12 protein-coding genes are annotated in these 13,544 nt (G+C 67.5%); all 12 read right to left on the bottom strand.

Features of this window, described 5'->3' with window-relative positions:
* Positions 1–34 precede the first annotated feature (34 nt).
* Positions 35–1,231 carry a lipid-A-disaccharide synthase gene (gene lpxB / locus D7006_RS10715; protein WP_237356597.1) on the bottom strand — a complete coding sequence of 399 codons (1,197 nt, stop codon included), beginning with the start codon at positions 1,229–1,231 and terminating at the stop codon, positions 35–37.
* Positions 1,228–2,169 carry an LpxI family protein gene (locus D7006_RS10710; protein ID WP_237356596.1) on the bottom strand — a complete coding sequence of 314 codons (942 nt, stop codon included), beginning with the start codon at positions 2,167–2,169 and terminating at the stop codon, positions 1,228–1,230. Before D7006_RS10710 ends, lpxB begins: the two co-directional genes overlap by 4 nt.
* A gap of 3 nt (positions 2,170–2,172) precedes the next feature.
* Positions 2,173–2,979: an acyl-ACP--UDP-N-acetylglucosamine O-acyltransferase gene (lpxA, locus tag D7006_RS10705; protein WP_237356595.1), complete on the bottom strand. Its 807-nt coding sequence runs from the start codon at positions 2,977–2,979 to the stop codon at positions 2,173–2,175.
* Positions 2,979–3,485: a 3-hydroxyacyl-ACP dehydratase FabZ gene (gene fabZ / locus D7006_RS10700; protein WP_051679217.1), complete on the bottom strand. Its 507-nt coding sequence runs from the start codon at positions 3,483–3,485 to the stop codon at positions 2,979–2,981. The genes lpxA and fabZ overlap by 1 nt, the downstream gene beginning before the upstream one ends.
* Positions 3,482–4,579 carry a UDP-3-O-(3-hydroxymyristoyl)glucosamine N-acyltransferase gene (gene lpxD, locus D7006_RS10695; protein WP_237356594.1) on the bottom strand — a complete coding sequence of 366 codons (1,098 nt, stop codon included), beginning with the start codon at positions 4,577–4,579 and terminating at the stop codon, positions 3,482–3,484. Before lpxD ends, fabZ begins: the two co-directional genes overlap by 4 nt.
* 456 nt (positions 4,580–5,035) lie before the next feature.
* Entirely contained in the window at positions 5,036–7,534 is a 2,499-nt protein-coding gene (gene bamA, locus D7006_RS10690) for an outer membrane protein assembly factor BamA (RefSeq protein ID WP_229644645.1), read from the bottom strand.
* Positions 7,535–7,740: 206 nt separating this feature from the next.
* Complete coding sequence (rseP, locus tag D7006_RS10685) at positions 7,741–8,898, bottom strand: RIP metalloprotease RseP (protein ID WP_169121478.1); 1,158 nt, start codon at positions 8,896–8,898, stop codon at positions 7,741–7,743.
* 103 nt (positions 8,899–9,001) lie between these two features.
* Complete coding sequence (dxr, locus tag D7006_RS10680; RefSeq protein ID WP_237356593.1) at positions 9,002–10,171, bottom strand: 1-deoxy-D-xylulose-5-phosphate reductoisomerase; 1,170 nt, start codon at positions 10,169–10,171, stop codon at positions 9,002–9,004.
* A gap of 10 nt (positions 10,172–10,181) precedes the next feature.
* Positions 10,182–10,994, bottom strand: a complete 813-nt coding sequence (locus D7006_RS10675) for a phosphatidate cytidylyltransferase (protein WP_237356592.1) — start codon at positions 10,992–10,994, stop codon at positions 10,182–10,184.
* Between the two features lie 5 nt (positions 10,995–10,999).
* Positions 11,000–11,812, bottom strand: a complete 813-nt coding sequence (locus tag D7006_RS10670) for an isoprenyl transferase (RefSeq protein WP_237356591.1) — start codon at positions 11,810–11,812, stop codon at positions 11,000–11,002.
* A gap of 112 nt (positions 11,813–11,924) precedes the next feature.
* Positions 11,925–12,488: a ribosome recycling factor gene (frr, locus tag D7006_RS10665; protein WP_169120870.1), complete on the bottom strand. Its 564-nt coding sequence runs from the start codon at positions 12,486–12,488 to the stop codon at positions 11,925–11,927.
* A gap of 280 nt (positions 12,489–12,768) precedes the next feature.
* Positions 12,769–13,539 carry a UMP kinase gene (pyrH, locus tag D7006_RS10660; RefSeq protein ID WP_024279301.1) on the bottom strand — a complete coding sequence of 257 codons (771 nt, stop codon included), beginning with the start codon at positions 13,537–13,539 and terminating at the stop codon, positions 12,769–12,771.
* Positions 13,540–13,544: the final 5 nt, after the last annotated feature.

Below are 13,544 nucleotides of genomic sequence, written 5' to 3'. Positions count from 1 at the left end.
TTTCGTTTGGGGAGCCGTATCGGTGCGCCGACCTTCAGGCCGGCGGCGGCAGGGCGCCCGGGCGCCCATCCCGCGCGAGGCGGATCACCACCTCGGCTGCGCGCGCGCTGGGGCTCGGCCCGGCAATGCCGAAGATATCGTCGAAGCGCGCGAACGCAGCCTCCTGGCGCCGCCGCGCGGGGCTGTCCTCCAGCAGAGCTGAGAGGGCGCCGACGAGCGCCGGCACCGTGCAATATTCCTGCAGGAACTCGGGCACCACATTCTCCCCGGCCACCAGATTGGCGAGGATCACCGTCGTGCCCTTCAGCACCCGCCGGCCGATCTGCGCCTCCAGCCAGCCGATGCGATAGGCCGCGACGTGGGGAATGCCGGCGAGCGCCAGTTCCAGCGTCACCGTGCCGGAGGCGGCAAGCGAGGCATGAGCGGAACGGAAGGCGGCAAGCTTCTCCACCTCGCTCGTCACGATGCGCGGCTTCAGCGGCCAGCTGGCGATGGTCTCGCGCACCAGCCCTTCCAGCCGTGGCAGGGTGGGCAGCACCAGTTCCATCTCGTGGACCCGACCGACCTCGGCCAAAGCCGCACCGAAATCGGCACCGATGCGTGAAATCTCCCGCCGCCGGCTGCCCGGCAGCACCAGAACCAGCGGTGGTTTCGCCTGTCGCCGCTCGGCCTCGCCGGGCGACGGCCGCAATTCGCCCAGCCTCTGCAGCAGGGGATGGCCCACATAGAAGGTCGGCGGCCCGCCCAGCTTGCGATGGACCTCCGGCTCGAACGGCAGCAGGGCAAGCAGCGCGTCCACATAGGGCCGCATGGCCGCCGCCCGCCCCGACCGCCAGATCCACACGGTGGGCGAGACATATTTGACGATGGGAATGTTCGGGTTGCGCGCCCGCACCCGCGCGGCGACGCGGTGGGTGAAATCCGGCGCATCCACCAGCACCAGCACGTCCGGCGGGTCGGCCAGCACAGCCTCGACGGTCTCCCTGAGACGCCGGAGGATGGTGGGCAGCTTGCCGACCACGGCAGCGATGCCGATGGCGGTCAGGTCATCCATGGGATAGAGGCTTTCCAGCCCCGACGCGCCCATGCGCCGGCCGCCGACCCCCCGGAAGGAGGTACCCGGCGCGACCTCGGCCAGCGCTTCCATCAGCGCACCGCCCAGCTGATCCCCCGATTCCTCACCCGCGACGATGAAGATTTTCGGCGGGCGCCTCGCATCCTGTGCGGTCACGCGCCACGCCCTCCGATACCGGCGACGAACAGGCCGGCGGCGTCCGCCGCCTCCACCAGCGCCTGCGCATCCGGCACGATGGCGCCGCCCGCTTCGAAGGCGATGCCGGCCAAGCCCACCTCCGCCGCACGCGTCACGGTCTGCGGGCCGAGGGAAGGCAGATCCACCCGGCGGTCCTGCCCCGGCTTAGGCGCCTTCACCAGCACGCCCTTGCCGGCGCCGAAACGCAGCCGGCCGGAGCGGCGCATCTCCCCGTAGCGCGCCAGCATCTGATCGGTGCCCTCGGCCGCCTCGACTGCCGCGACCAACCCATCCACCACGATCACCCCCTGCCCCACATCGAACGGACCGAGGGCGCGGATGACGTCGAGGCCGCGCGCGATGTCCGCCTCCTGGGTCTCGTTCGGCTGGAGCGCGCCAAGCACACCCTGGGGGAGTAGGAGGCGGGGCGCGACCTCATGCGCGCCGACCAGGGTGAAGCCCTGTTCCGACACCAGGCCCAGCACGCCCGAGAGCAGATGATTGTCGCCGCCGCGAAACAGGCGGGCAATGCGCGGCAGCAGCCGCAGCATGGTGAAATCGAACCCGAGGTCGCGCATGCGCGGGCGGGTGAGCGCCCCCACCATCACCACCTCGCGCACCCCGCGCGCCTTGGCCCACGAGGTGACAGAGCCGAGCGAGCCGAGGCGGAACCAGTGGTGCGGCCAGCGCTCCAACGCCGGATCGGCGAAGCCCTGGATGAGGAACAGCACCACCTCGCGTCCATCCGCCGCCGCCGCCTCGGCGACCGCCGCCGGAAAGGAGCCACCGCCGGCCACGATGCCGAGCGGGGCCTTGCCATGGGGGTTCGGCTTCTGCGACGCCCCGAGGCCGGCCGCGTCCGGGCCGCATGCCGCCCCCGCGGCACGCCCATGCCCGTCTTCCCCCGGCAGGCCCACGGCTCAATCCTCCTTGATGACACCCCGGGCGGGATGGCAGATGGGGCGCTTGCGGTCGGCATCGATGAAGGCCACCACGGCCGCCGCGAACGCCGATTCCCCCACCATCTGCCGGACCTTCTCAAGGCGCTGGTCGAACGTGCCCTCGCCGAAGAAAAGGTCGCGGTAGACCGCGCGGGCCGCGTGCAGATCGGACTTGGTGAAGCCGCGCCGCTTCATGCCCACCACATTGAGGCCGACCAGCTTGCCGGCCTGCCCGAGCACGTTGGCGAAGGGGATTACGTCCTCGCGCACGCCGGTGAGGCCGGAAATCATGCACTGGGCGCCGATGCGGGTGAACTGGTGCACCGCGCACTGGCCGCCGAGGAAGGTGAAGTCACCCACGCTCACATGGCCGCCGAGCACCGCATTGTTGGCGAAGATGACGCCGTTGCCGACCGTGCAATCATGGCCCACATGGGAGCCCGTCATCATCATCACGCCGTTGCCGATGCGCGTGATGCCGCCGCCGCCCACCGTGCCCGTGCTGGCGGTCGCGTGCTCACGGAGCATGCAGTCCGTGCCGATGACGAGCTTCGTCGGCTCGCCCTTGTAGTGCACGGACTGGGGCGCGGACCCCAGAGAGGCGAAGGGGAAGACCTGGGTGCGCGCACCGATGGTGGTGACGCCCTGGATGACCACGTGGGCGTGGAGCTTCACGCCCGCTTCGAGCACCACATCGGGACCGAGGATGGCATAGGGACCGATCTCGACATCATCCGCGAGCCCCGCCGGGTTCTCCACCCGGGCGGTGGGATCGATCTTCGCCACTAGCTGTTCTCCACGATCATCGCGCCGACCTTGGCCTCGGCCACCAGCTCGCCGCGCACCTTGGCCTCGCCGCGATACCACCACATGTTGCGGCGGCGGCTGATGCGGGTCATGTGGTATTCGAGCACATCGCCCGGCACTACGGGCCGGCGGAATTTCGCCTCGTCGATGGTCATGAAATAGACCAGCGAGGGCTTCTCCTTGTTTTCCTTGCCCAGCACGCAGACGACGCCCGCGGTCTGCGCCATGCCCTCGATGATGAGGACACCGGGCATCACCGGATTGCCCGGGAAGTGGCCGAGGAAGTGCGGCTCGTTGGCGGTGACGTTCTTGACGCCGATGCAGGAGAGATCGCCGTCGATCTGCTCCACGCGATCCACCATCAGGATGGGATAGCGGTGCGGCAGGCAGGCGAGCACCCTCTGGATGTCCGCGCTGCCGAGCACCTTGGGGGCTTCGGCCTGGGCCGCGCCGGCCTCGCCGGCTGCGCGCGTGGTGTCGTTCATTCCTGCGGTCCTTCCCCTTCCTCGTCGTCCTTGCCGCGGCGGGCGCTCGCCGCAGCGATGCGCTTGAGCGTCGCGACCTCGCGGAACCACTCGCGCACGGGCTTTGCGGGCGAGCCACCCCAGCGCACGCCGGGGGGCACGTCGCCCTTCACATTGCTGGAGGCAGCGATCTGCGCCCCGGTGCCGATGGTGACATGGCCGACCACGCCCACCTGCCCGCCGAGCATCACGAAATCACCGAGGGTGGTGGAGCCCGAAATGCCGGTCTGGGACACGACGATGCAATGGCGGCCGATCACCACGTTGTGGGCAATCTGCACCAGGTTGTCGATCTTGCTGCCCTCACCGATCACCGTGTCGGTGATAGCACCGCGGTCGATGGTGGTGTTGGCGCCAATCTCCGCATTGTCCTGCACAACGACGCGGCCGAGTTGCGGCACCTTCACGTGGCCGGCCGGGCTCGGCTGGTAGCCAAAACCGTCGGAGCCGATACGGGCACCGGCATGGATGATGACGCCGTTGCCGAGGTAAGCGTGGATCACGCTGGCGCCGGGGCCGATGGCGCAGCTGCGGCCGATGCGTACGTTCGGCCCGACGATGGCGCCGGCGCAGATGACGGTCCCCGCGCCGATCTCGGCACCGGGCCCGATGACGGCGCCGGGATCGACCGTTACCCCGTCCTCCAGCCGCGCCTTCGGATGGACCTGAGCGCCGGGGGCAACGCCCTCATGACCGAAGATCGGTAGCGGACGGAGCGCAGCGGGGAACATGCGCCGTGACACGGCGAGGAAGGCCGCGGCAGGTCGCGGGGCAATCAGCAGCGGCAGGCCGGCCGGGGCCTTCGGGGCGAAGCGCTCAGAGGTGATGAGTGCGCCGGCGCGCACGCTGCCGAGCTTTTCCGCGAAGAGAAAGGAATCGCAGAAGGCAAGTTCGTCGGGGCCGGCGGTTTCCAGCGTACCGAGGCCGCTGATACGCCGGGCACCAAGCTCGGCCTCCTCCGCGGGACTTGAAGCGGCAAGCCGCGCTCCGGAGAGGGCTGCCACTTCCGTGAGGGTCAGCGGCTCCGGAAGCGGGAAGAAGAGGTCGTGACTCATGACGGATACGCCCAGACGCCGGAGGACGGAACAGGAGATTTCACGTACGCGGCAAGGGGGCCTCCGGGCAAGCCCCAACCACGCGCAAGTCCCAGCTGGAGGTTGCCGTCAACCGCTGCGGGGTCTGTCCTGAGCAAGACATTCCACCGGGCAGGTGCCCTGCTGCCGGCGCCAATCTGCAACGCGTCGTTCTCCCAATTGAATTGTTCTTGGGCCGGCTCGCTCGGGGCAAGGAACGTTAACCGACGACGACGGCGTCGTGACGCGGAAGACAGCGCGAGGGGGAAGACCTCGCCGGAGAGGCTGTGCTGCAGGAAAGGGCTCGCGTGGTCGAAATGCGCCTCTCCCATAACGAGACTGCCTCCCCGATGCAACGCACCGGAGAGGCAGGGAGAAGATCTCATCCCGTTGGAGCTTCGGAAGCAAATGCCGCCGTAGCCCCTCCGTAGAGCCCGATCAGAAACGGGTACCGCCAGAGAAGCGGAACGCCTGGGTCTGGTCGTAAGATGCCTGCGAGAGCACCCAAGCATAGTCGAAGCGCAGGGGTCCGAACGGCGACTGCCAAATCAAGCTCACGCCGACCGACGAGCGGATGGTGTCTTCGTCATAGACGCAGACGTTGTTGTAGCCCCACGTCTTGCCGATACCCGGGCAGGGCACGAGGTTCGGCTTTCCGTAGAAGTTGCTGCCATCCCAGTTGTACACGCCGGGGAACTTCGTCGGGCCGCCGTAGTCGAACAGTGAACCGGCATCCGCGAAGATCGCACCCTTCATGCCGATGTCCTTAGGCAGGAAGGCGAAGGGGAACTGGATTTCAGCGGACACACCCCAATAGGTCGTGCCACCCAGCGCATTCAGCTGGTTGTTGGCGCAGTTATAGTAAAGGGGCGTGTCTTTATTCGTCGACGCGCAGGGCGCGATATCGCGGGGACCGATACCGGACGGCGCGAAGCCGCGGACCAGATTCGGACCCATGTAGAAGTTGTCCAGCACGTCGAGGTCTTGATTGCCCCAGGACGAGACATAGCCAGCCTGCGCGCGCAGAATGAGCACGCTGTCGTACGGCAACGGCGTGTAGTGGCGAATGTCACCCGTGGTGCGAATGAAGTTCACGTCACCACCGATACCAGCCAGATCCTGCTTGAGCTCGGCATAGATGCCTTGCGTCGGGTTCTGGTTGCTGTCCAGCGAATTGAACGAGAGGGTGTAGCCCAGCGCCGAAGTGATGGTCGCGCCCTGAGCCTCTGCATCACGAATGGCCCAGGAAATCGAGGTTGCGCAATAGTTATAATAGGCAGTTCCCGGATCACCATAGCCGCTGCACAGGTTGATCGAGCGCTGATAGAGGTTGTAGCGCAGGGCCAGCGTGATCTCGTCGGTGATGGGCAGGCCGAAGCGCAGGCCACCGCCAACCATGTTGGTGCCGTACGGCGTGTAGCTCGTGGTCTCGGTGTTCTTCCAGTAGAGGTCGAAACCGGCCGCGAGGCGATAGCCGAGGAAGTAGGGCTCGGTGAAGGAGAATTCCGCGCCCTGGGAGTACTGGCCGAGGGTGCCGGAGACCTTCACGTACTGGCCACGGCCGAGGAAGTTCTTCTCGCCCAGCGAGACCTCGCCGATGATACCGTCCGCGGTCGAGTAGCCGCCCGAGATGGAGAACTCGCCCGTGGGCTGGTCTTCCACGTCCACCGCAAGGATCACGCGATCAGGGGCGGAGCCCGGCTCGGTGGTGATCTTCACGTTCTTGAAGTAACCGAGGTTGCGCAGCCGGCGCTCGGCCCGATCGACCAGCACGCGGTTGTAGGCGTCGCCCTCGCCGATATCGAACTCACGACGGATGACGTAGTCGCGAGTGCGGGTGTTGCCGCGGATCTCGATGCGCTCGATGTAGACCCGCGGGCCTTCCTCGATCACGAACGAGACGTTGATGAGCTTGCTCTGGAAGTCGCGATCGCCGCGCGGACGCACCTGGGCGAACGCATAGCCGGCCTTGGACGCCTCGATGGTGAGGTTCTCGACCGACTTCTCGACGAGCTCGGCGTTATAGATCTGGCCGTCCTGAGCGCGAACCACGCGCTTCAAGGAGTCGGCAGCCAGATCGCGAATGTTGGAGATCACATCGACCTTGCCAAAGCGGTACTGATCGCCCTCTTCGAGGGTGAAGGTCAGGATGTAGCCGCCGCCGGCCGGATCGAGCTCAGCGGTCGCGCCGATGATACGGAAGTCGGCATAGCCGTTCTTCAGGTAGAAACGGCGCAGCAGCTCCTGGTCCGAGTTCACCCGATCCGGATCATAGGCGTCCGTGGACTTCAGGAACGACAGCCAGTTGGTCTGGGTCGTGGAGATGACGTCCTTCAGCTTCCAGTCCGAGAAGGCCTTGTTGCCGACGAACTTGATGTCCTTGATGCCGGTCTTGTCGCCTTCCTTGATCTCGAAGACCAGATCGACGCGGCCGTTGCCGCGGTCGATGGTGACCGGGTTGACGCGCACGTCGCTGCGGCCCGACCGACGATAGACCTCGATGATGCGCTGGGTGTCCGCCTGGACGACCGTCTTGTTGAACGGTCCGCGGGGCTTGGACTGAACCTCGCCCTCGAGCACCTCGTCCTTGATCTTCTTGTTGCCCTCGAAGACGACGCGGTTGATCACCTCGTTCTCGGCCACCCGCACCACGATGCGACCGCCGGACTGGTTGATCTGCACGTCCGAGAACAGGCCGGTGGCGTAGAGCGCCTTCCAGGCCTCGTCGATCTTGGCCGCGGTATAGGGACCAGAGCCGAAGTAGGAGCGGATGGTGTCGGCATCCACACGGCGGTTGCCTTCGACCACGATGGAGCTGGACTGGGCTGCAGCGGGGGACGCCACAACGAGAGAACCGGCCACCGAACCCGCCGCAACGCAGGCGGCGAGACCAAAGGCGGCGGCCAGATTTCTCAGAACCCGGAGCGAAGCAGTCATATGGTGCGCAACCTTGAAATTTCGTTGTTCTCGAACCCGCCGCCCTTCCCCGACCGAAGGCCAGGTCACAGGGACGGATTCTCACCCTGCGCTGCCGCTTGTACAGTCTTTTACCGCAGGTGCAAACCAAGCCGCGGCTGAAGACTGACCTTTTCCGGAGACCGTTGCCCGCTCGCCACGACCCCGGTGCGACAAATCAAAATCCCTTACATTGCAGCAATATGCAGCACGTCATTCCAGGTGGCGAAGATCATCAGCATCAGCACAAGCGCAAGGCCGATACGAAAGCCGATGTCCTGCGTCCGCGCACTCAGCGGGCGGCCACGGATCGCCTCGAAAGCGTAGAACAGAAGGTGGCCGCCATCCAACAGCGGGATGGGAAAGAGGTTAAGCAATCCGATAGACACGGAGAGCACCGCGGCCAGGGACAGAAGTGCCCCGATACCAAATGTCGCGACCTGCCCGGATACCTGCGCGATGCGGATGGGGCCACCCAACTGGTCCGCCGACTCGCGTCCGGCCACGAGACCGCCGAGGTAATCGAAGGTGCGGGCCACCACGAACCAGGTTTCCTGCACGCCCATGCCGATGGCCTCGACCGGGCCGAAGCGCTGAGTCGTCACGTCGCCGGCGGCGAGGGAGCGGGAGATTCCCAGGAGGCCGGTCCGGTGGCTGTTGCCGAAGGGGTCCTTGACCTCCTTCAGCTCGGGCGTGGCCGTCAGCGTAACCTCGCGGTCGCCCCGGGCGACGGTAAAGGCGAGCGGCTGGCCGGCATGGGACCCGACGATGCGCTGCATGTCGGAGAAGCTGTCCACCTTGGCGCCGTCGATCTCCAGCACCAGGTCGCCGGGCTTGAAGCCCGCCATCTCCGCCGCGCTGCCGGGATTGATCTGGTCGACACGCGGTGCCGTCACCTGCTTGCCGAACACCATGAAGACGATGGCGAAGATGGCGATGGCCAGGAGGAAGTTGGCGATCGGACCGGCCGCGACAATGGCCGCGCGCCACGCTACCGGCTTGTAGAAGAAGCTTTCGTTGCGTTCGGCGGCCGTCATCTGGGAGAGGCGCGCGGAATCGGGCGTGGAAGCCGCATCCTCATCGCCGAAGAACCGCACATAGCCGCCGAGGGGTATCGCGGCGATGCGCCAGCGGGTGCCGTGCTTGTCGTTGAAGCCGGCGATCTCCGGTCCGAAGCCCAACGAGAATGTCACCACCCGGACACCGGCGCGGCGGGCCACCCAGAAATGGCCGAGCTCGTGGAAGAACACCACCAGCGTCAGGACGAACAGGAAGGGAATGACGTAGCCGAGGAGAGTGGAGGACAGCGTGCCAAGGTTCGCACCGAGACCGGAAATCACATCCATCATCCGTTCCTCATCTCCCGGGCGCCCGGAGCGGGCCAACCCTACACACTTATCCCGCGCTCGCCAGCCTCGGTGCACCGGACCTGCGGACGGAAAACTGCTCTTAAGACGCCTTTGCGGCAAACTTGGGCAGAAGTCCGGAGGCGGTGCGGCGCCCAAGCTGGTCCGCCTCCAGCGCGTCGGCGACGCTCGAAGGTGCCGGACCACCATTGATACGGTCGAGGGTCGCCGCGACGATGTCCGTGATGCCGTAGAAGCCGATCCGACCGTCCAGATAGGCCGCAACGGCGATCTCGTTCGCCGCGTTGAGAATGGTGGCGGCGACGCCGCCCTGCTTCAACACCTCCCGGGCCAAGGCGAGTGCCGGGAATCGGGCCACGTCCGGCGCTTCGAAGCTGAGGCGGCCGAGGGCCACGAGGTCGAGCTTGCGGCAGGAGGTCGCCACCCGCTCCGGATAGGCGAGGCAGTGTGCGATGGGCACGCACATGTCCGGCAGCGCCAGCCCCGCCGTCACCGAACCGTCGATGAAGGAGACGAGGCCGTGCACCACCGACTCGGCGTGCACCACCGCATCCAGCTGGTCGGCGGTGACGGAGAACAGGTGCTGGGCCTCGATCAGCTCCAACCCCTTGTTCATGAGCGTCGCGGAATCGATGGTGACCTTCGCGCCCATGTTCCAGTTGGGGTGCTTCAGCGCGTCCTGCGGCAGCGCGCGGGCGATCTCCTCCCGGCTCTTGAGGCGGAAGGGGCCTCCGGACGCCGTGAGGGTGATCTTTTCCACCGCACGCTGCGGGCCGGCCGCCAGTGCCTGGAAGATGGCGTTGTGCTCGGAATCCACCGGGAGGATTTCGGTTTCGAGCCGCGCCGCCTCGGCCATGAAGAAGGTGCCGGCGGCGACGAGGCATTCCTTGTTGGCGAGCGCGATGCGCCGGCCGGGCGCGAACGCGGCGACCGTCGGGGCTAGGCCGGCGCAGCCGACGATGGCGCTCACCACCACATCGGTGTCGCGCCGCGCGGCTTCCAGTACCGCCTCCGGTCCGGCGCCGCTCTCGATGCCGGTTCCGGAGAGGGCCTCCCTCAGGGCCGCGCCAGCCGCGGGGTCAGCCACTGCCGCGAAGCTGGCGCCAAGGGCGCGGGCGGTCTCGGCAAGCGCTGCGGCGTCGCGACCTCCAACGACGGCTTCGACCCGGTAGAGGTCCGGGGCGTCCGCGAGAACCTTGCGGACGCTATGGCCGATGGAGCCCGTGGCCCCGAGCACGGAGAGACGTTTCATGGGGAGCGTCCTACCACAAAAGCAGACCAGTCGCCGGGTCGCCCGCATTGCGGAGCACCGCGACGACGACCGCCACCAGCGCGGCGGCCGCGAAGCCGTCCAGCCGGTCGAGCAGGCCGCCATGGCCGGGAATGAGCCGGCTAGCATCCTTCACACCGAACAGGCGCTTGAACGCCGATTCCGCGAGGTCACCAGCCTGGCTGACGATGCTGAGCAGGAGGGAGAGGCCGGCGAGCGGCAGCAAAGCCGGCGCTCCGGAAACGTAGGCCACGGCAAGGCCGCAGAGGGTGCCGAGCAGGGTTCCGCCGATGGCGCCGGACCAGGTCTTGTTCGGCGACACCCGCGGCCACAGCTTCGGCCCGCCCAGCGCGCGACCTGTGAAATAGGCGAAGATGTCCGTCGCCCAGACAACGGCGCACAGATAGAGCACCGCGGAGAGGCCGAGCGCCGAGCTGCCGCGCAAGACCACCACAGGAAGCGCTGCGCTGGCCGCCACCAGCACGCCGGCCATGGCCCAGGCGCTCTGGCGCGGCACCGCGAGGCTGCAGGCTGCCGCACCCAGCACGACGGCGCTGAAGGCCCAGGTCGGGTCCGATGTCACCGCCAGCACGCCACCGGCGACGATGCCGAGGCCGCCGAGGCCGAGATAGACCGGGCGATGATCGAGGCGAGCGATGACCGCCCATTCATTGAGGACGAGGAGCCCCGCCGCTACCCACAGAATTGCAAAGGGAATGCCGCCATACCACGCGGTGGCGAGCACCAGCGGCACCAGCACGAGAGCGGAAAGGGTCCGGTGCCCGAGATCGGAGCCGAAATGCACGTGGGTCAGGGTCCGGGGCGAGGCGTCACGCCGCCGAACCGCCGGTCGCGCCGGGCATATTCGTCGATGGCCGCGATGAGGGCGGCCTTGTCGAAATCAGGCCAGTAGATGGGCAGGAACACGAATTCCGAATAGGCGGCCTGCCACAGCAGGAAATTGGACAGCCGCTGCTCGCCGGAGGTGCGCACGATGAGGTCGGGATCGGGGATGCCGGCGGTTTCGAGCCGCTGGGAGATCATCTCCACGTCCACATCCTCGGGCTTTACCAGCCCGGCCGCCACATCCGCCGCGATGCGCGCCACGGCGGAGGCGATCTCCTGCCGCGCGCCGTAGTTGAAGGCGACGACCAGCGTCAGCCCGGTATTGGTGCAGGTCAGCGCCTCGGCATCGTCCAGGAGCTGGCGGATGTCGGGCGCAAGGGCCGCCCGCTCGCCGATCACCTTCACCCGCACGTTGGCAGAGTTCAGCTCGGCCAGGTCGTGTCGCAGGAAGAACTTCAGCAGGCGCATCAATTCCGTCACCTCGGTGACGGGACGGGACCAGTTCTCCGCGGAGAAGCTGTAGATGGTGAGGAAGCGGATGCCGATCTCGCGGGCGGCGCGCACGCAGCGGCGCAGTGCCTCCACGCCCCGGCGATGCCCTTCCACGCGCGGCAGCTTGCGGGACGTGGCCCAGCGGCCGTTGCCATCCATGATGACGCCGACATGCACGGGAACGCACTGGCCGGCAGGAGCGGGCGTCGGCTGACCGGCGGACGCAGGCGTGGCCGGCGACGGCCGGCCGGGGACGGCGGCGTCGCTCGCGGCGCGCAGGGTCATGGCTTGCTCAGGGCTCACACCTTCGTCCTCAAACCGCGTTGGCTCTCAAACCGTGGCAGCCGACCGGCATCGGTCAACCGCGTCCCTGGCCTCCCGCCGCCGCTGTCCCCGCTCAGACGGACAGGATTTCCTTTTCCTTCTGGGCGAGCGTCTGGTCGATCTCGGAGATGGTCTCGTCGGTCGCCTTCTGGACGTCCTTGGACAGGCGGTCGAGTTCATCGGAACCCATCTCGCTGTCCTTTTCCAGCTTCTTCAGCAGGTCCATCCCGTCGCGACGCACATGACGTACCGCGACCCGGGCGGCCTCGGCATATTTGTGCGCAACCTTGACGAGTTCCTGGCGGCGCTCCTGGTTGAGTTCAGGGATGCGCAGACGCAGCACCTGGCCTTCCGTCGCCGGATTGAGGCCGAGATTCGAATCGCGGATCGCCTTTTCGACGGCATTCACCATGCCGCGGTCCCACACCTGCACGGAGAGCATGCGGGCCTCGGGGACGGAGACGGTGGCCACCTGGTTCAGCGGCATCCGCGCGCCATAGGCCTCAATGGTGATCGGCTCGAGAAGGCTGGCCGAGGCGCGGCCGGTGCGCAGGCCGCCAAGCTCGTCCCTGAGCACGCCGACCGCGCCATGCATGCGGCGCTTGAGATCGGCCATGTCGAAGGTCCCGGTGGTCATGACTATCCTCTGTCTTCAAGATCGCGGGCACGCTTCAATCGCACGGAAACGTTTCGGATTCCATGCATCGGCGTTGTCCCGGCGGGAAAGGTGCGGCGGGTGGCGTTCGGGTCGAGGGCGCGGCTCGCGTGGACATGGCAGGCCGGCACGGCAATTCAGTGGCCGTGCCGAACGCGGCTCGCGCCCAGGGCGATGCCCCGGAGCGAGCCGTTTGCCTTCATCCGTCGACAGCGCCCCCTGTCCGTCCGGAAAACCTCAAGCCGCGGTCCGTCTCGCCGGATCAGGGCGCGACGACCGTGACGCGCCCCTCTCCCATCGCCGCCGTGGCGATGGCGCCCGGCTCACGGATGGAAAACACGATTATCGGCAACGCCGCTTCGCGGGCAAGCGCGAACGCCGCCGCATCCATCACCTTGAGGTCGCGGGACAGCGCCTCGTCGTGCGTGATGCGGTCGTAGCGGGTGGCGGAGGGATCAAGCTTGGGGTCGGCGGAATAGACGCCGTCCACATTGGTCGCCTTCAGCACCGCGTCGCAGTCGAGCTCGGCCGCGCGGAGCACGGCACCGGTGTCGGTGGTGAAATAGGGATTTCCCGTTCCGCCGGTGAGCACCACGATGCGGCCGCGCCGCAGGTGCCGCATGGCCGGCTGGCGGGCGTAGGGCTCGCACACCGTCGGCATGGGAATGGCGGAAAGCGTGCGGGCGGGCGCGCCGGCGGCCTCGATGGCCCGTTCCAGCGCGAGGCCGTTCATGACGGTCGCGAGCATGCCCATGTGGTCCGCGGTGGCGCGATCGAGATTTTCGTCCGCCACCCGCGCGCCGCGCAGGATGTTGCCGCCACCGACGACCACCGCCACCTCGCACCCCGCCGCGCGGGCGGCGACGAGGTCGCGGGCGATGCGGGCGACGGTGGGCGGATGCAGGCCGAAGGGCTCGGCGCCCATCAGGGCCTCGCCCGAGACCTTCACCAGAATGCGGGGATAAGGCAGTCCCGGCGCCGCGAAGGGCGCCGGGGGTTCCGGATAGTCCGAGTCGTCGGAGATGGCGGTCATGGGAG

Source organism: Xanthobacter sp. YC-JY1, assembly GCF_021730305.1.
GTDB classification, from domain to species: Bacteria; Pseudomonadota; Alphaproteobacteria; order Rhizobiales; family Xanthobacteraceae; genus Xanthobacter; species Xanthobacter flavus.
This window is presented reverse-complemented; position numbering and strand designations above follow the sequence as displayed.

What these genes read in the sequence shown, in the direction of transcription:
- fabZ (WP_051679217.1), bottom strand. Translation starts at nt 3,485, where the DNA reads ATGAACGACACCACGCGCGCAGCCGGCGAGGCCGGCGCGGCCCAGGCC.
- lpxD (WP_237356594.1), bottom strand. Translation starts at nt 4,579, where the DNA reads ATGAGTCACGACCTCTTCTTCCCGCTTCCGGAGCCGCTGACCCTCACG.
- bamA (WP_229644645.1), bottom strand. Translation starts at nt 7,534, where the DNA reads ATGACTGCTTCGCTCCGGGTTCTGAGAAATCTGGCCGCCGCCTTTGGT.
- rseP (WP_169121478.1), bottom strand. Translation starts at nt 8,898, where the DNA reads ATGGATGTGATTTCCGGTCTCGGTGCGAACCTTGGCACGCTGTCCTCC.
- dxr (WP_237356593.1), bottom strand. Translation starts at nt 10,171, where the DNA reads ATGAAACGTCTCTCCGTGCTCGGGGCCACGGGCTCCATCGGCCATAGC.
- D7006_RS10670 (WP_237356591.1), bottom strand. Translation starts at nt 11,812, where the DNA reads ATGACCCTGCGCGCCGCGAGCGACGCCGCCGTCCCCGGCCGGCCGTCG.
- frr (WP_169120870.1), bottom strand. Translation starts at nt 12,488, where the DNA reads ATGACCACCGGGACCTTCGACATGGCCGATCTCAAGCGCCGCATGCAT.
- pyrH (WP_024279301.1), bottom strand. Translation starts at nt 13,539, where the DNA reads ATGACCGCCATCTCCGACGACTCGGACTATCCGGAACCCCCGGCGCCC.